The sequence below is a fragment of the Streptomyces sp. RKAG290 genome, from assembly GCF_023701695.1.
In the GTDB taxonomy this organism is placed as follows: Bacteria; Actinomycetota; Actinomycetes; order Streptomycetales; family Streptomycetaceae; genus Streptomyces.
The window spans coordinates 3,431,689-3,448,506 of the sequence record NZ_JAJOZC010000001.1 but is presented as its reverse complement, the minus strand read 5'-3'; the positions used below and the strand labels follow the sequence as shown (position 1 = coordinate 3,448,506).

At 69.5% G+C, this 16,818-nt stretch carries 17 protein-coding genes, 1 pseudogene and 1 riboswitch; of the genes and pseudogenes, 7 read left to right on the top strand and 11 right to left on the bottom strand.

Going from position 1 to position 16,818, the window contains the following annotated elements:
- Positions 1-22: 22 nt before the first annotated feature.
- Complete coding sequence (locus LNW71_RS14980) at positions 23-481, bottom strand: MarR family transcriptional regulator (RefSeq protein ID WP_250968680.1); 459 nt, start codon at positions 479-481, stop codon at positions 23-25.
- A 140-nt stretch (positions 482-621) separates the two neighbouring features.
- Between LNW71_RS14980 and LNW71_RS14975 the strand changes: the two genes are divergently transcribed.
- Positions 622-1,836 carry an MFS transporter gene (locus LNW71_RS14975; RefSeq protein WP_250968679.1) on the top strand — a complete coding sequence of 405 codons (1,215 nt, stop codon included), beginning with the start codon at positions 622-624 and terminating at the stop codon, positions 1,834-1,836.
- A 53-nt stretch (positions 1,837-1,889) separates the two neighbouring features.
- On the top strand, positions 1,890-2,315 hold the full coding sequence (locus LNW71_RS14970) for a heme-binding protein (RefSeq protein ID WP_250968678.1): 426 nt from the start codon (positions 1,890-1,892) through the stop codon (positions 2,313-2,315).
- A gap of 110 nt (positions 2,316-2,425) precedes the next feature.
- Here LNW71_RS14970 and LNW71_RS14965 read toward each other — a convergent pair whose 3' ends face one another.
- The 6 genes and pseudogenes from LNW71_RS14965 to LNW71_RS14940 form a co-directional block, all read right to left on the bottom strand.
- On the bottom strand, positions 2,426-3,328 hold the full coding sequence (locus tag LNW71_RS14965; RefSeq protein ID WP_250968677.1) for a GNAT family N-acetyltransferase: 903 nt from the start codon (positions 3,326-3,328) through the stop codon (positions 2,426-2,428).
- A 5-nt stretch (positions 3,329-3,333) separates the two neighbouring features.
- The gene (locus LNW71_RS14960) at positions 3,334-3,861 is read right to left on the bottom strand and encodes a DUF2269 domain-containing protein (RefSeq protein ID WP_250968676.1); all 528 of its coding nucleotides are present in this window, start codon (positions 3,859-3,861) and stop codon (positions 3,334-3,336) included.
- 162 nt (positions 3,862-4,023) lie between these two features.
- The gene (locus LNW71_RS14955) at positions 4,024-4,503 is read right to left on the bottom strand and encodes an NUDIX hydrolase (protein ID WP_250968675.1); all 480 of its coding nucleotides are present in this window, start codon (positions 4,501-4,503) and stop codon (positions 4,024-4,026) included.
- A 63-nt stretch (positions 4,504-4,566) separates the two neighbouring features.
- Positions 4,567-5,462, bottom strand: a pseudogene (locus LNW71_RS14950) (LysR family transcriptional regulator).
- Positions 5,463-5,682: 220 nt separating this feature from the next.
- On the bottom strand, positions 5,683-6,813 hold the full coding sequence (locus LNW71_RS14945; protein WP_250968674.1) for a cystathionine gamma-lyase: 1,131 nt from the start codon (positions 6,811-6,813) through the stop codon (positions 5,683-5,685).
- A 67-nt stretch (positions 6,814-6,880) separates the two neighbouring features.
- Positions 6,881-7,258: a phage holin family protein gene (locus LNW71_RS14940; RefSeq protein WP_250968673.1), complete on the bottom strand. Its 378-nt coding sequence runs from the start codon at positions 7,256-7,258 to the stop codon at positions 6,881-6,883.
- Between the two features lie 68 nt (positions 7,259-7,326).
- Here LNW71_RS14940 and LNW71_RS14935 point away from each other — a divergent pair, with 68 nt between their 5' ends.
- The 4 genes from LNW71_RS14935 to LNW71_RS14920 all read left to right on the top strand — a co-directional run bounded on the left by LNW71_RS14935 (position 7,327) and on the right by LNW71_RS14920 (position 9,648).
- Positions 7,327-7,644, top strand: a complete 318-nt coding sequence (locus tag LNW71_RS14935) for a cupin domain-containing protein (protein WP_250968672.1) — start codon at positions 7,327-7,329, stop codon at positions 7,642-7,644.
- A gap of 244 nt (positions 7,645-7,888) precedes the next feature.
- Positions 7,889-8,101: a DUF5326 family protein gene (locus tag LNW71_RS14930; RefSeq protein WP_250968671.1), complete on the top strand. Its 213-nt coding sequence runs from the start codon at positions 7,889-7,891 to the stop codon at positions 8,099-8,101.
- A gap of 237 nt (positions 8,102-8,338) precedes the next feature.
- Positions 8,339-9,109 carry an IclR family transcriptional regulator gene (locus tag LNW71_RS14925; RefSeq protein WP_285802126.1) on the top strand — a complete coding sequence of 257 codons (771 nt, stop codon included), beginning with the start codon at positions 8,339-8,341 and terminating at the stop codon, positions 9,107-9,109.
- Between the two features lie 101 nt (positions 9,110-9,210).
- Entirely contained in the window at positions 9,211-9,648 is a 438-nt protein-coding gene (locus LNW71_RS14920) for an SsgA family sporulation/cell division regulator (RefSeq protein WP_250968670.1), read from the top strand.
- An 80-nt stretch (positions 9,649-9,728) separates the two neighbouring features.
- Here LNW71_RS14920 and LNW71_RS14915 read toward each other — a convergent pair whose 3' ends face one another.
- A complete protein-coding gene (locus tag LNW71_RS14915; protein WP_250968669.1) occupies positions 9,729-11,069 on the bottom strand; it encodes a YibE/F family protein in 1,341 nt (446 codons plus the stop codon).
- Positions 11,070-11,139: 70 nt separating this feature from the next.
- Positions 11,140-11,273, top strand: a riboswitch (TPP riboswitch).
- Here LNW71_RS14915 and thiC point away from each other — a divergent pair.
- Positions 11,266-13,041 carry a phosphomethylpyrimidine synthase ThiC gene (gene thiC / locus LNW71_RS14910; protein WP_250968668.1) on the top strand — a complete coding sequence of 592 codons (1,776 nt, stop codon included), beginning with the start codon at positions 11,266-11,268 and terminating at the stop codon, positions 13,039-13,041. (Overlaps the previous riboswitch by 8 nt.)
- Positions 13,042-13,323: 282 nt before the next feature.
- Here thiC and LNW71_RS14905 read toward each other — a convergent pair whose 3' ends face one another.
- The 3 genes from LNW71_RS14905 to LNW71_RS14895 form a co-directional block, all read right to left on the bottom strand.
- On the bottom strand, positions 13,324-14,148 hold the full coding sequence (locus LNW71_RS14905; protein WP_250968667.1) for a hypothetical protein: 825 nt from the start codon (positions 14,146-14,148) through the stop codon (positions 13,324-13,326).
- 181 nt (positions 14,149-14,329) lie between these two features.
- A complete protein-coding gene (locus LNW71_RS14900; protein ID WP_285802681.1) occupies positions 14,330-15,388 on the bottom strand; it encodes a metallophosphoesterase in 1,059 nt (352 codons plus the stop codon).
- Between the two features lie 173 nt (positions 15,389-15,561).
- Positions 15,562-16,674: a LacI family DNA-binding transcriptional regulator gene (locus tag LNW71_RS14895; RefSeq protein ID WP_078617615.1), complete on the bottom strand. Its 1,113-nt coding sequence runs from the start codon at positions 16,672-16,674 to the stop codon at positions 15,562-15,564.
- Between the last annotated feature and the right edge of the window lie 144 nt (positions 16,675-16,818).

Genomic DNA, 16,818 nt, shown 5'->3' with positions numbered 1-16,818 from the left:
GGTCCACGCGGCGGCAACCGGGCTATACGGGGACCTTCAGCTCCTCGACCGTCCGTACGAGCGGAGCCAGCTCGGGGTTTTTGGCTGCGTCATCGAGGGCGGTGCGCAACGCGGTGTCGTTGGTCGGGCGTGCCTCGGAGAGCAGGGTGAGGCCGGCTTCGGTGACATCGGTGTAGATGCCCCTGCGGTCCGTGTCGCAGAGGTACCGGGTCAGCAGACCGCGGTCCTCGAGCCGGGTGACCAGACGGGTCGTGGCGCTCTGGCTCAGTACGACAGCGTCGGCCACCTGCTTCATCTGCAGATGCCCGCCCCGCCCGCTGTGCTGTCGGCTCAGGACGTCCAGCAGGGAGAACTCCCGCACGCTGAGGCCGTGTCCGCTCTGCAGGGCGCGCTCGATATGGGCCTCGATCTTCCCGTGGAGCAGGGAGAGCGCACACCAGCCCTGGGAAAGGGCGGTCAGGGCCGGGTCCGTCGCTGTCATGGGTCTCTCCTCCGTGCCGGAGCTGCTTGCGTCCAGGATAGGCGACGTGCGCAATAGCCCGCGTTTGCAATTAGCCCGCGCCTGCAATTATTGTGGACGCTCGTAAGGCGCAGACGCAATCTTCAGGGAAGGTGAAACCCATGCCGCTCGCGCTCCTCGCCCTCGCCATCGGGGCATTCGGTATCGGAACCACCGAGTTCGTGATCATGGGGCTGCTCCCCGAGGTGGCTGCGGACTTCCAGGTCTCGATCCCGGCCGCCGGCTTCCTCGTGACGGGCTATGCGCTCGGTGTCGTCCTGGGCGCCCCGCTGATGACCGTTCTCGGCACCCGGGTCACCCGCAAGCGGATGCTGATGATCCTCATGGGGCTGTTCGTCATCGGCAACGTGGTGTCCGCGACCGCGCCTGTCTTCGGCGTGATGCTCGCCGGCCGGGTGATCGCCTCGCTCGCCCACGGTGCCTTCTTCGGCATCGGATCGGTCGTGGCGGCCGGCCTGGTCGCCCCGCACAAGAAGGCCGGTGCGATCGCCATGATGTTCACCGGCCTCACCGTCGCCAACGTCGTCGGTGTCCCCCTGGGCACCTTCATCGGGCAGAGCGTCGGCTGGCGGACCACGTTCTTCGTTGTCGCCGCCCTCGGTGTCATCGGCCTCGTCGGTGTGGCCAGGCTCGTCCCCGAGCAGCCCCGCGCCGAAGGGGTCAGGCTCCGCCACGAACTCGCGGCTTTCCGCAATGTGCAGGTCCTGCTGGCCATGGCGATGACGGTGCTGGGCTTCGGCGGCGTCTTCGCCGCGATCACCTACATCACACCGATGATGACCGAGGTCGCCGGCTATTCGGCTTCCTCCGTCACCTGGCTGCTGGTCCTCTTCGGGCTCGGCATGGTCGGCGGCAACCTGCTCGGCGGAAAGTTCGCGGACCGCCATCTGATGCCTCTGCTGTACGTGTCACTGGGCGCCCTCGCCGTGGTCCTGTCGCTGTTCACGCTGACCGCACACAACAAGATCGCGGCGGCCGTCACCATCGTCCTGATCGGCGGCCTGGGCTTCGCCACCGTGCCCCCGCTGCAGAAGCGCGTGCTCGACCAGGCGGCGGGCGCCCCGACGCTCGCCTCCGCCGTGAACATCGGCGCCTTCAACCTCGGCAACGCACTCTCGGCGTGGCTCGGCGGCATCGTCATCGCTGCCGGTCTCGGCTACACCGCACCCAACTGGGTGGGCGCCGTCCTCGCCGCATCCGCCCTGGTGCTCGCCGTCGTCTCGAGCACGCTGGAGCGCCGCACGGCCTCCCGGAGCCTTCTCGTCGCCTCCCACACCCCGGAGCCGGCCGCCGCACCTGCTGCGGCCCGGCGCTGACACCACTCCCACAACCCCCACGCACACCCTGCAACGCACCAAGGAGTCACCCCATGAGCACCCTCACTGCCGCTGTCGCCCCGCTGACCACGCTCGACGCGGAAGCCCTCGTCGACGCAGCCCGTAAGGCCGCCGAAGCCGCAGGCGTCGCCGCCGCCGTCACCGTCCTGGACGCCGGCGGCCACCTGCTGGCCTTCCGGCGCGACGACCGGGCCGTTCTCATCGCCGGTGAGACCAGCACCCGTAAGGCGTACACGGCGCTGCAGCTCGACGCCCCCACGGCCGATCTCGTCGACGCGGTCCAGCCGGGCGGTCTCTTCCACACCCTGCCGACCGCGCTGGACCGCCCGCTGCTGTTCATCGCCGGTGGTGTCCCGGTCCACCGGGACGGCCGGCTGATCGGTGCCGTCGGCGTCGGCGGCGGTGCGCCCGAGCAGGACCACGGGTTCGCGACCGCTGCCGTGGCCGGCCTGGTCTGAGGTCCCGTCCAGCCTGCGAGGTTCGTCGGCAGTCGGTTCCCATGCGGCCGGAGGGCGGGGCATGGGAACCGGCATCTGCGGCTGGAACGGTCTTGCGGGGAGCCCGGGCGTCAGCCCGTCGCCACGCTCAGCGGTGCGAAGTGCCGAACCCAGGAACCCGGCTGCTGATCCACCCCGAGGCTCATCACCGTGGTCGCGGTGCCGGGCCGCAGGCCGTGTTCCCCGAGCCAGTCGAGCAGTTCCTTGTGGCGGTCGTCGATGTCCGCGCGCAGCGGCCGGTCCGTCGCCGCGGCCAGCGAGGTGACGAGCAGCTGCGCCGTCACGGTGTCCTGCGCGATCAGCGGACCGACCACGTGGCTGTCCGAGCTGGGCCAGAGAGCCGCGTAACCGACGAGTTCGCCGTCCTCCTCGGCCACCCGCAGATGGTCGGCGAAGGCCGGTAGCCGGGTAAGGAGATGGGTGCGGTCGAGCCCGAAGGCGTCCGCGTCCAGTCGGAGCATGGCCTGCAGGTCTGCTGCCCCGGCAGCACGGACCGCAAGGCCCGGCCGGTCGGCCGGGAGAACAGCTTCGTCCCTACGGCCAGGTTCGCCGGTCGGCTGAAAATGCCCGCCCACCCGCTGAGTCCGGGCGATGGCGACGAACCCCAGCGTTTCGTAGAGCGGCCGCCCGGCAGCCGTCGCGTGGAGGGTGAGAGGCGTGCCCTCCGTCGACTCGATCACCCGGTCCATCAGGTACCGCGCGACACCCTGCCGTGCGTAGCGTTCGGCGACCAGCAGCATGCCGACGGTGGCCAGGCGCGGGCCGTACGAGGTGACCACGCAGGTCGCCATCAGGCCCTTTCCGCCGGGATCATCGATCCCGTAGCCCGTTCCCGCGGCAAGGAGCAGCCCCCACCGGCGCTCGTCGCGTGGCCAGCCACGGTCCTCGCTGAGATCGGCGCACGGGACCAGATCATCCCGGGTGAGTCGCCTGACGGGCAGATCGGTGAGCGGGCGGGGCAGTGAGCTGGGCATGGGGGTCAGGCTGTCCGACGCAGTGATCGCTCGTCCACCGCTTTAGCGGATCTGGCCGAGACACGCAGCCGTTGGCCGCGCCGGGTCGGGCCCCATGGCTTCAGTACCGAGATCGCTGTGATGAAGAGGTAGGTCGCTGTTGCCACCGACGGAGCGACGACCAGGTTGATGTCGGCAGTGCCACGTTCCGCGGCCTCGTTGATGCCTGGACGCAAGGAGAAGACCGACAGCGCCGTGCTGATCAGGGTGAGCCAGAATTTCGTCCAGACCCAGCGGTGCCTGGCGAGCCCCCATGGTGTGCGCAGCGACAGCACGAGGCCACTGATCAGCGAGAGCAGCGCGATCGGCACCACGAGCCAGTCCCCGAAGATCTTCATGGCTCGGGTGGCGGCCTGCGCGGTGAGCGGGTCGTCGGTCAGGAAGGCGCTGATGCCGAGTGTCAGCAGTCCGATGGTGAGCCCGAGCCAGCTGACGGATACGGCGACGTGCGCGACGAGAAGGCTTCGGCGGGGGCGACGCTTGAGTGGTTTCACGTGAAACACGGTGCGGGGAGCCGCGTGCGCGGTCATCTGCCGCGGGGAGTATCCCCGCGTACTGGGCTCGGCGTACAAGGGCCGCACCGAGCCACGCCGACGGCCGATCCCCAAGGAGAGCGCGCCACGCTTCCGGGGCCCGACCAAGACCGTGCGCGCGGATCAGCCCAGGTCGGGTGCGTGCATCGCCCGGACGCCCTCGATGTTGCCGTCCAGGTAGTGCCGCAATGACAGCGGCACCAGGTGCACGGCAGCGATCCCGACCCGGCTGAACGGCACCCGCACGATGTCGTACTCCCCGCAGGGGTCGTCGATCTCGGGGCCGTGGCGCAGGGACAGGTCCATCGAGTCGAGCCGGCAGACGAAGAAGTGCTGGACCTTGACGCCCTTCACCCCGCTGCCCTCGATGTGTTCCACGGTGTCGACGAAGCAGGGGACCACATCGGTGATCTTGGCACCGAGCTCCTCGTCCACCTCGCGATGCAGGGCGTCGACGACGGTCGCATCCTCGGGCTCGACCCCGCCGCCCGGCGTGACCCAGTAGGGGTCCACCCCCGGCTTGGTGCGCTTGATGAGGATGAGGTCATCGCCATCGAGCAGGATGGCGCGTGCGGTGCGCTTGACCACAGGACGTTCGGTCATGGCAAGAGAGTGGCCCGCGGAAGCGGTTCTGAAACACCCGACGGCCGGGGGACCGCTCTGCGGTCACCAGTCGGCTGCGGCACGCACCAGCCATTCGTGCGCCCGAGCGAGATGCGGCAATGCGAGCGTGCCGGTTCGCGCGGCGAGGAAGTAGGTGCGCAGCGGTGGCACCGGGGGTCGAGGAGTGCCACCACCTCGCCCCGTTCCAGCGCGCCCTCACAGAGGTACCGCGGCAGTACGGCCAGCCCGGCGCCCGCTGCCGTGCACTCCAGGACCGCCCGCAGATCCGGTGCGATCACGGCCCCGGCGGCTGCGGGCCGGCTGTCGAAGACCGCGGCCCAGTAGCGGGAGACGAGCGGCAGGCTCTCGTGCACCTCCACGACCGGCAGCTGCTCCAGGACCACCGGCCCGTTGCGCCGCAAGGTTCCCGGCCCGAGACGCCCGGCCCAGCGGGGCGCGGCGACCAGGACGTGTTCCTCGTCGCAGAGCGGAGTCGAGGTCAGCAGTCCGCCGCGCGGGCGGGCTGTCACGATCGCCAGGTCATGGTGTCCGGCGGCCAGGCCGTCCAGCGTCTCGTCGGTGTCCGCGGAGAACGAGCTGCGCAGGGCGAGCCCCTGGGCGATGAGCGGCGTGAGCGCGGGCAGCGCCCGCAGCGAGGTGAACTCCGGCGGACCGGCCAGATGCAGCGTCCGTACCCCCGACTCCTCGTCGAGCTCCGTCTCGGCGATCTCCACCAGGGCGTCCAGGTGCGGAGCGGCCCGGTGCGCGAGTTCGTCGCCGATGGTGGTGGGGGTCACGCCGCGGGCTCTTCGCAGGAAGAGCGGTCGGCCCAGTTGCCGCTCCAGCGTGCGGATCTGCGAGGTGACGGCGGGCTGGGAGAGGCCGAGCAGCGCGGCAGCCCGGGTGAACGAGCCCGCCCGGTGCACGGTGACGAAGGTGCGCAGCAGAGCCACGTCCATGTCCCCGTCCCCTCCCACCGTTACGACGTGTCGGACCCGCACAACCATAAATAAGTCGATAGGTCGCTGCCGCTACTGTGATTGGACACTGACGCAGAGTCAACTAGCCTTGTCGAGACGGTTCTTCGCATGGAGAAGGCGGAGCGCCGGGGACGGTCCGAGCCACGAGGGGGGAGGCTCGGACCGTCCGAACCGCACAGGCCGCTGCCGGCGCGTCCGCTCAGCCGCCGGACACGGCCTCGGCCAGCGCCCGTTCGACGTCGGCCACCAGGTCAGCCGGGTTCTCGGCGCCGACGGAGAACCGGATGAAGCCCTCCGGTACGGCGTCACCACCCCAGCGTGCCCGCCGCTCGGCGGTGGAACGCACGCCGCCGAAGCTGGTCGCGTCCTCGGCGAGCTGCAGCGCCGAGAGGAAGCGCTCGGCGGTCTCCCGGTCGGCCAGCACGAAGGACACCACGGAACCGAAGCGCCGCATCTGCCGCACGGCGTTCGGGTACGACGGGTCGGTGGGCAGCCCGGGATACCGCAGCCCGGTCACCTCCTGGTGCTTGGCGAGCGCCTCGGCGAGGGTGAGGGCGTTCGCGCACTGCCGCTCGATCCGCAGCTCCAGCGTGGCCAGCGACCGGTGTGCCAGCCAGGCCTCCATCGGGCCCGGGATCGCACCGACGACCTTGCGCCAGCGCCGGACCCCCGCGGCCAGCTCGGCGTCCCGGCAGGTCACATGGCCGAGCAGGATGTCGCCGTGGCCGGTCATGCCCTTGGTGTCGCTGGCCACCGAGAAGTCGGCGCCCAGTTCCAGCGGGCGCTGGCCGAGCGGAGTGGCGAGTGTGTTGTCCACGGCCACCAGCGCCCCGGCCGCATGCGCCGCCTCGACGAGCCGCCGCACGTCGCAGACGTCGAGCCCCGGATTGGAGGGGGTCTCGATCCACAGGAGCTTGGCGCCCTCCAGGACGGCGAGCTGGGCATCGCCTCCGGTCGGGGCGGTCCGCACCTCGACCCCGTAGGCCTCCAGCTGCGCCCGTACCAACGGGAGCGCCTGATATCCGTCGTCGGGCAGCACGACCACGTCGCCGCTGCGCGCCTGGGACAGCAGCACGGCGGAGATCGCGGCCATTCCGGAGGCGAAGACCGTGGTCTCGACGCTCTCCCCCGGCGCCTCGAGCTCGCTGATGGCCCGTTCCAGATGGGTCCAGGTCGGGTTGGTGTCCCGGCCGTAGGTGTACGGGCCGGTGGGCTCGCCGGAGAGATGGAAGTGCGCGGCGAAGACCGGACCGGGAAGAGTGGGTTCGTACTGCTTCGGTTCCGGCAGGCCGGCACGTACCGCCCGGGTTCCGTCGCCCATGGTGCTCATACTGCGTCCTCGCTTCTCTCCCCGGCCGGTCACCGGTCCTGACCTCACTGTTTCAGGTGTCCGCGGATCAGTCCTCGTCGGGCAGCACGACGTTCAGCGCCCAGGAGACGATCGAGATGATCAGCCCGCCGAGGACGGCGGTCCAGAAGCCGTCGACGTGGAAACTCAGATCGAAGATGCCGGCCAGCCAGGAGGTCAGCATCAGCATCAGGGCGTTCACCACCAGGGTGATCAGCCCCAGGGTGAGGATGAACAGCGGCAGCGTGAGCAGTTTCACGACCGGCTTCACACAGAAATTGACCAGGCCGAAGATAAGAGCGACCACGATCAGGGTCAGTATCTTGCGCCCTGTGCTGCCGCCGGTCAGCGTGATGTCCTGGAGCAGCCAGATGGCCACGGCCAGCGCACCCGCGTTGGCGATCGTCTTGACTACGAAATTCTTCATGTGTCTGATCGTGGCAGACGTGATCGGTGACGGACACCGGCTGGGCAGAGGCAAGGGGCGGACGGGCCATGAAGGCATTCAGACTGGACGAACTGGAGGCGGAGCGGGCCGCCAACGACGGCGCGTATCTGCAGTTCGTGCGTGAACGGAACATGTCTGTCGGTCTGTACGCGCTGGACGCCGGTGACCTCGACCCGCAACAGCCGCACAACCAGGACGAGGTCTACCTCGTCGTCAGCGGCCGCGCGTCGATCACTGTGGGCATGGAAACCACCCAGGCGGGCAGAGGGAGCGTCGTGTACGTACCTGCCGGCACGGCCCACAAGTTCCACCACATCACCGAGGACCTGCGGGTGATGGTGGTCTTCTCGCCGCCCGAGGGCTGAGCCGCCCGGAGCCGGACCGTCGGGGAGCCGAACCGTCCGAGGACCGAACCGTCCGAGGACCGAACCGGGCGTGGGCCGAACCGGCCGGGCACCGGCCTCCTCCCTGACCCGGACCGGGCCGCCGTCTCGGGGATCCCTAGGGGATCGATCAGGGGAGTTCAAGGGCTCCGGAGCCCCCGCTCGCCACCCCTGCGCCTCTAGCATCGGAGCAGGAACTCACAGAGACGAGGTAAGGACGATGGCCGTGCGGGAGATATTCGCGGGAATGCCCTGGTGGGTGAAGTGGATCGCGGTGCCCGTCATCGCGATCGTCGTGTTCGGCGGACTGATCGCCAGCGTGGTCGGCTTCGTGATCGGCCTGCTCTTCAAGGCCCTGGTCTTCGTCATCCTGGTCGGCGGGCTCGTCTTCGTCGTCCGGAAGTTCATGTCGTCCTCCTCCTCGCGCAGCGACTGGTAACCGCACGGCCGGCCGGGCGGTTAGCCCAGCTGAGCTAAGTGGAAGACGAAACAACACCCCGTTCGGACGCTGCCGATACAGTGAAATCCGCTGCCGCAGCCTGGGAAAACACCGTCAGTCACCACCTGACCAGTGGTTCGCACGGCATCCGGCCTCCGGACCCAGGCCTGCGGCAGATCTGTGGAGGTGGCCTCCACAGGCGGGCTGACCGCCCGTCACCATGCGTGGGGGTGACCGTTGACCACGGCATCGAGTACCGCTGTACCGACGCTGATCGGATCGGTGCAGCGGGCGCTGAGGCTGTTGGAGGCGGTGGGCACCCATCGGGACGGGGCGCCGGCCAAACAGCTCGCCCGGGAGGCGGGACTCCCCCTCCCCACCGCTTACCACCTGCTGCGCACCCTGACCCACGAGGGATATCTGCGCAGGGAGAACGGCGTCTTCCTCTTCGGTGCCGCCGCCGAACGACTCGTGGACGACGGTGCCCTGCAGAATCGCCGCAGCAGGATGACCCAGTCCCTGGGCCGCTGGCGGGACATCATCGGGGCCCCGGTGTACTGCGCCGTCTATCGCGACGGCGAGATCGAACTCGTCGCGGTCGCCGACACCCCGGCAGTGCCCGCGGTGGACGAGTGGGCCGCGTTCCGGGAGACCGGGCACGCCCACGCGATCGGCCTGTGCCTGCTGAGCCAGCTCGACGAGAAGGCCCGCGAGGACCACTTGGACCGGTATCCCGTCCGCCCGCTGACCCGCTACTCCGTGCGCGACCGTCCGGCGCTCCTGGAACGGCTGCGGTCACTGGACCGAATGCAGCCCGTCATCGAGCGGCAGGAGTACGCCCTCGGAACGATCTGTGCGGCCATCCCGATCGCGGCCGGCTTCACGGCCGCGGCGATGGCCATTTCTGTACCTCTCGAACAAGAAGAACGATTGCTCCCCGCAGTCGAACGACTACGCAGTGAAGTCGCCAGCCTCTTGCGCTCCTTCGTGTTCTCTATCAGTATCTGAAAAATCACTCCTTGTGATCTGCTATCGCGTGCACCACGATGGCGTCAATAGGGCCATGGGGGATCATTCCTGGCCAGATTCATCTACTGCGGGGTTGAACGATGCGCGAGTCGGTTCAAGCTGAGGTCATGATGAGCTTCCTCGTCTCCGAGGAGCTCTCTTTCCGTATCCCGGTGGAGCTCCGGTACGAAGTGTGCGATCCGTACGCGATCCGGATGACCTTCCACCTGCCCGGTGACGCCCCCGTCACCTGGGCTTTCGGCCGTGAGCTGCTGCTCGACGGTCTCAACAGCCCCAGTGGCGACGGCGATGTGCACATCGGGCCGACCGAGCCCGAGGGGCTGTGTGACGTCCACATCCGGCTCCAGGTGGGGGAGGACCGCGCGCTCTTCAGGGCCGGTACGGCACCACTTGTGGCCTTTCTCGACCGGACGGACAAACTCGTGCCGCTCGGCCAGGAGTGCACGCTGGGTGACTTCGAGGGCAATCTGGAAGAGGCGCTGGGGCGGATTCTGGCCGAGGAGCAGAACGCCGGCTGAAGAGGCGCCGCCCAGGCCCCGGTTGCCGGTCGAACAGCACACCTGCTGAACGGGTGAATCACTCTCCGTGTGCAACCGTTTCAGGACTTCGTCCGTCGGCGGCGTCCTCTGCCGCTCCGTACGGGTGCCGAAGCTCCGGCTTCCGCGCCGAGCCCCGTGCGGTCCGCGGAGACGACCAGCGCGGCGAGCGCGGTGGTCACCGGCACCGAGGCGACCAGTCCGATCGAGCCGACCAGCGTACGCACGATCTCCTCCGCCACCAGTTCGCTGTTGGCCACCGCTCCCACACTGCTCTGCGCGATCGAGAACAGCAGCAGCAGTGGCAGCGCCGCGCCCGCATACGCGAGCACCAGGGTGTTGACGACCGAGGCGATGTGGTCGCGCCCGATCCTGATGCCCGCCCGGTAGAGATTCTTCGCACTCATCGTCGGGTCCGCCTGGTGCAGCTCCCAGACCGCCGACGTCTGGGTCACCGTCACATCGTCGAGCACGCCCAGGGACCCGATGATGACGCCGGCCAGGAGCAGGCCGCTCAAGTCGATGTGCGGATACAGGCCATGGATGAGGCCGGTGTTGTCGTCCGTGTTTCCGCTCAGGCTCGCCCAGCCGATGAAGAGCGAGCCGAGCAGCCCGATCAACAGCAGTGAGATCAGGGTGCCGATGACGGCGACGGAGGTGCGGGCGGTCAGCCCGTGGCAGATGTAGAGGGCGATCAGCATGATGGCGCCCGCCCCGACGACCGCCACGAGCAGGGGATTCGAGCCCTGCAGCACGGCCGGGAGGATGAACAGCGTCAGCACGGCGAACGACAGCGCGAGCGCCACCAGTGCCATGACCCCGCGCAGCCGTCCCACGGCGACCACTGCCAGGGCGAAGATGCCTGCCAGCAGCACCATCGGGAACTTCCGGTTCACATCCGTCACGGAGTACTGGAGGTCATGGGGTGCGTCGGGGGCGTACGCGACGACGACGCCCTGCCCCTCCCGCAGCTGCCGGGGCGCGTCCGGCTGGACCACCTCGATGAACCTGCGGCCCTTGTCCCGACCGCTCGCGACCTCGACCGTGGCCTTCTCGCAGAGGGCCGATCCGCCGTCACCGGTGGCCGGGCCGCCTGCCGACGGCGTTGTCTCGCCACTGGTGGGCAGCTGGGACGCGTTCACGTCCTTGCAGTCGACCTTCTCGACGTGCAGCACGCTGCCTTGCTGGGTCTGCCGGTCGAAACCGACACCGGTGCGCTCGTGCGCCGGCGCACCACCGGGCCAGAGCACCACGAGCCCGACGGCGACCGCCGCCGCGAACGGGATCAGTACGGCGCCGATCACCTTGCGCAGGTGGGAGGAGACGGGCGCGGCAGGGCCATGGTTGTGCGAGTGGCCGTGCTGCAGGCCCTGCGGTTCGCGAGCGGGATGAAGGGACGTCACCGGCCGATCATCGCAAGAAGTCAGGGGCCCTCTGTTCAGCCGACCGGCAAGGGCGCTAGCGTGGTGGCACCTTTGCACACGCGGGAGCTCGGAGCACCGGGCTGAGAGGGCGCTGATCTCCGTACATCCGTACGGGACAAGCTGCGCCGACCGCCGAACCTGTTACCGGGTAATGCCGGCGTAGGGAGTAGGTCTCATGACCACATCGGACGCACGCACGCCTGCCTCGAACCAGAGCGACGAGGCCAGGAAGTCCATCGGCTGGCACAAGGGATACGTCCAGGGCTCGCGCCCGGACCTCCGGGTGCCGGTCCGTCAGGTGCACCTCACCAACGGCAAGGACGTGACGCTGTACGACACGTCGGGGCCGTACACCGATCCCGCCACCGAGACCGACGTCCGCCGTGGACTCGCGCCTCTGCGGGAGAACTGGATCATCGCCCGGGGCGACACCGAGGAGTACGCGGGCCGCCCCGCCCGCCCCGAGGACGACGGGCTCAAGCACACCTCGCCGCGCGGCGGGCTGCGCAATCTGGACGCGGTCTTCCCCGGCCGCCCGCGCCAGCCGCGGCGAAGCCGGGACGGACGCCCGGTGACGCAACTCGCGTACGCACGCCGGGGCGAGATCACCCCGGAGATGGAGTACGTCGCGATCCGGGAGAACGTCGAGCCCGAGGTGGTGCGCGAGGAGATCGCTGCCGGCCGGGCCGTCATGCCGGTCAACGTCAACCACCCGGAGATCGAGCCGATGATCATCGGCAAGCGGTTCCTGGTGAAGGTGAACGCCAACATCGGCAACTCCGCGGTCACCTCCTCCATCGAGGAGGAGGTGGACAAGATGACCTGGGCGACCAAGTGGGGCGCCGACACCGTCATGGACCTCTCCACCGGCCGCAACATCCATGCCACCCGTGAGTGGGTGCTGCGCAACTCCCCGGTCCCGATCGGCACCGTGCCCCTTTACCAGGCCCTCGAAAAGGTCGACGGCAGGGCGGAGGAGCTGACTTGGGACGTCTACCGGGACACCGTCATCGAGCAGGCCGAGCAGGGCGTCGACTACATGACCGTCCACGCCGGCGTGCGCCTGCCGTACGTTCCGCTGACGGCCCGTCGCAAGACCGGCATCGTCTCCCGCGGCGGCTCGATCATGGCGGCGTGGTGCCTCGCACATCACAAGGAGTCGTTCCTGTACGAGAACTTCGAGGAGCTCTGCGAGATCCTCGCCTCGTACGACGTGACGTACTCCCTGGGCGACGGCCTGCGCCCGGGCTCGATCGCGGACGCCAACGACGAGGCGCAGTTCGCCGAACTGCGCACGCTCGGCGAGCTGAACACGATCGCCAAGGGGTTCGGGGTCCAGACGATGATCGAGGGCCCGGGGCACGTCCCGATGCACAAGATCAAGGAGAACATCGACCTCCAGCAGGAGATCTGCGAGGAGGCGCCGTTCTACACCCTCGGCCCGCTGACCACCGACGTCGCTCCGGCGTACGACCACATCACCTCGGGCATCGGCGCGGCGATGATCGCCTGGTGGGGGACGGCGATGCTCTGCTACGTGACGCCCAAGGAGCACCTCGGTCTGCCCAACCGGGACGACGTGAAGACCGGGGTCATCACCTACAAGATCGCGGCCCACGCCGCCGACCTGGCCAAGGGGCACCCGGGGGCGCAGGACTGGGACGACGCGCTCTCGGACGCCCGGTTCGAGTTCCGCTGGGAGGACCAGTTCAACCTGGCGCTCGATCCGGACACGGCGCGGGAGTTCCACGACGAGACGCTGCCGGCCGAGCCGGCGAAGACGGCGCACTTCTGCTCGATGTGCGGCCCGAAGTTCTGCTCGATGAAGATCTCCCACGACATCCGGCGTGAGCACGGAGGCTCGCAGTCGGAGATCGAGGCGGGCATGGCGGAGAAGTCCAGGGAGTTCGCGGCGAGCGGCAACCGGGTTTACCTGCCACTGGCGGACTGACGCCCGTCCCGCGCTTCCGGCCGGCTTCGCCGCGCCGGGAGCGCGGACCCGGCATGGTGCTCACTTCGCGTGGACCCGGGATCTGGCTGCCGGTGGCCGCTGAGGGCGTCCGGTCGCCGCCTGCGCGGGGAGGCCGCCTTTCGGGGCCGTTCCGCCTTCCGGCTCCTGGCATTCGCTTCGCACGGGTGCGTTGCTTCGGCGCGCAGGCAGGGCCGCACACGCCGGTACGACGGGCCGCGCTCCCGGAGGGTGCCGGGACGGGTTCGCCGGGGCGCGGCCCGGTCAGTCCAGTTCGTGTTCCGGGCCGCCGAAGTCGGGGCTGGTGAAGTCCGGGCTGGTGAAGGTCGGCCGCGGCGCGGCCGCCGGGCCGTCGTCCGGGCTGGAGAAGTCCGGCCTGCTGTAGCCGATCTTCGGGATGCGGTTGGCCGAGCGGTACGGGGTGCGTGCGGCGGGACCGGCGCCCGGGTCGGCGAGCGCGTCCCGCAGGAACGGCAGGATGCCCCGTTCCAGCAGCGCGTGCCGCCAGGCCTCCCTGGCGCGTGCCACGTCCTCCGGCAGTTCCTCGCCGAAGTCCTCGGCGGCCAGCGACGTCGAGCCGTTGCGCAGGGCGGCGAGGAGGAGACCTATGGCGGCGATGAGGATGGCCGCCGCGGTGACCGCCGCGAAGAACCAGCCCGCGGTGACCATGGGCCCCGCGAACGACGGCGGCGGGCTGAGCATCTTCAGGACATAGCCGACCAGCAGGAAGATCAACGCGGCGGCGCCTGCCAGCACGGGTGCCAGGACGGTGACGACGGCTCCTATGCCGGCGCCCGACTGGCTGGGGTCGTCCGCGCCGGTTCCCGCGGCCGCGTCCTGATCGGGGCCGACGGCCGGGGCGCGCAGGTCCTCGCGGGCCTTCACGTAGTGCTCGTACTCGGTGGCTGCCGTGGCGGTGATCAGGGCGGTGGCGGCCATCGCCATGGTGCGTAGCTGCACCGGGTTGAGCCGTTCCCCGACTGCGGCCAGATCCGGTCGTTCATGGGCGTGACGCAGCGCGTCGTCGAGGATCCGCTCGTACTCGGGCCGGTCCTCGGTCAGCAGGTGCGGAGCGCTGTTCATGTGCATCCCCCGATGCTCCGTAGGGCCTGTGTGCCCGTCGAACCGGGCAGTGGGGCGGAAACGGAGGAGAGCCTGCTACTGGTACGCCGATGGTAGAGCGCCCACGGCACGGGGTGACAGGGGGTTTCCGGAAATAGGCCCAGTGCTTGGCACGGTCTGGTCGTGGATGCGTCTTCCCCGAGGGACGTCAGTCATGCAGCGGGAGTTGGACGACCAGTAGCTTTCCGGCCATGGTCACTCCGCCGTCCATGGCGATGGCGAGCCCGTTCGCGTACACGTGCGGGCCGTCCACCACCGGGCCGGCACTGTCCTCGCCGTCCTCGGAGCCGACCTCGCCGAGCAGATACGGAATGGGGCTGTGACCATGGACGACGCGTCGGCCGCCGTAGGCCGCCATCAGCTCCTGGACGGCCTGCGGGCCCGACTCGTCGCGGAAGGCGAACCGCTTGGTGAGCTTGCGGAACAGGTCCCAGCACTCATCGGCGTCGTTCCGCGTGAGAATGGCGTGCACCGTGTCGTTGACGTCCTCGATGCTGGTGCCGTAGTCGAGGTAGGCCGTCGTGTCCGAGTGCATCAGCAGATGCCCGTCCTCCTCGACGACGGCGTCGAGCCGGGACATCCACTGCAGATGGACGTCCTGGAGCCGCTCCATGTCGGCCTTCTGGCCGCCGTTGAGGAGCCAGGCCGCCTGGAAGGTGGCCGTGCCCGCGCCGGAGTTCACGGGGGTGTCGCCGAACCGCTTGGCGCCCAGGAGCAGCAGTTCGTGGTTGCCCATCAGGGCCTTGCAGTAGCCGCCGGCGGCCGCGGCCTCGGCGGACAGCCGCATCACGAGGTCGATGACGCCGATGCCGTCGGGCCCCCGGTCGGTGAAGTCGCCGAGGAACCAGAGCCGCGCGTTGCCCGCGGACCAGTTGCCCTCGCCGTCGATCAGCCCCTGTTCGGCGAGGGCGGCGTGGAGCTCGTCCAGATAGCCGTGGACGTCGCCGACGACGTACAGCGGCCCGAGACCGGGGTCCTGGGCGGGCCGCGGTTCGGGAACGGCCTGCACCTGGACGGTGGCGTCGCGGCTGATCACCGGGAGATCGCGCGCGGTGGGGGTGTACCCCTCCGGCGGCTCACCCCCAGGGAAGGCGTTCCCCGGGTGCGGGGCCGCAGGCGGCGCCGGGGACTGCGCATAGGGCGGTACGCGGAAGTCGCGCAACGTCGCCGTCCGCACCGCGGGTTCCTGACCGGCCCCCTGTGTCATCGACCCCTCCACCACCGTCGCGCCGCCGTACACCTGACGGGCCCTGCTGGTCGGGGCCATCCGCGGTGTCGTGCGCCCATCATAGGAATGCGAATCGCCCTCTGTGACGCACCAGGGGTGGTGAATCCGAACGCACGCCGGGTTCATCGGTCGATTGGTCCCAATTGGTCCGATCAATCCCCTGCCGGGGAGCGCGGCGCGCTGACTGTCGTGCGAGGCGGACGGCGCTGCGAGGAGGTCCGGACGATGAGTTCTGTCGGTATCACCTGCTCCACCGGGCCGTCCTGGTCGACTCCTTCGATGGCGTCGATGAGCAGTTGTACGACTGCCGTGCCGATTCTGCGCGGTTTCAGCGAGAGTGTGGTGATGGGCGGCTCGGTCGTCGCGTACACGGTGGACTCGCTGCAGCAGACCAGCAGCAGGTCCTCCGGGACGCGCAGGCCGTACCGGCGGGCGGCCGCCAGCAGGTCGGTGCCGTTGGGGTCGAAGAGCCCGTAGACGGCGTCAGGGCGGTCCGGGCGGGCGAGCAGGCGGTCGGCGGCCACCGCACCCGCGCACGGGTCGTGGGCGGGGTAGGACTCGTACACCGGGTCCTGGCCGACCCGCTCGCACCAGTGCAGGTACGCGGTGGTGGACAGCCGGGTGTACGTGTCGGTGGTGGTGCCGGTGAGCAGCCCGATGCGGCGGGCCCCGGCGGCGGCGAGGTGGTCGAGGAGGTCGAGCACGGCGGCCCGGTGGTCGTTGTCGACCCATGCGGTGACCGGGAGGGTCCCGGCCGGCCGGCCGTCGGAGACGACGGGTAAGCCCTGGCGCACGAGTTCGGTGACGACCGGGTCCTGGTCGGAGGGGTCGATGACGACGGTGCCGTCGAGGGCGACGTTCGACCAGACGTCGTGGCGTGAGGTGGCGGGGAGGATGACAAGGGCGTAGCCGCGGGCCAGCGCGGCGGAGGTGGCCGCTCTGGCCATTTCGGCGAAGTACGCGAATTCGGTGAAGGTGAAGGGTTCATCCCCGTACGTCGTCACGGTCAGGCCGATCAGGCCGGACTTGCCGGTACGGAGCGTTCGGGCCGCGGCGGAAGGGCGGTAGCCCAGGCGCTCAGCGACCTCGCGGACATGGCGACGGGTGGCGTCCGGGAGCCTGCCCTTGCCGTTGAGCGCGTCGGAGACGGTCGTGATGGAGACCCCGGCGGCGGCGGCCACATCCCGGATTCCTGCTCGTCCCCGCCTGCCGCCGCGCCGGGGGGTCTCCGTCCGGCTCACCTGGTGCTTCCCTGCTGCTGTCATGGCGAGCCGATAGTAGGGCTCGCAGGGACAGTTGGTCCGGTCGCATATTCACTCGTTGACAGGCACGTTTCTGCATGATCATCAGAGGTCAATCGCCTTGTAAATCAAGGGCGTTGTCGGACAAGGCCATCATGTGTCGGGTGT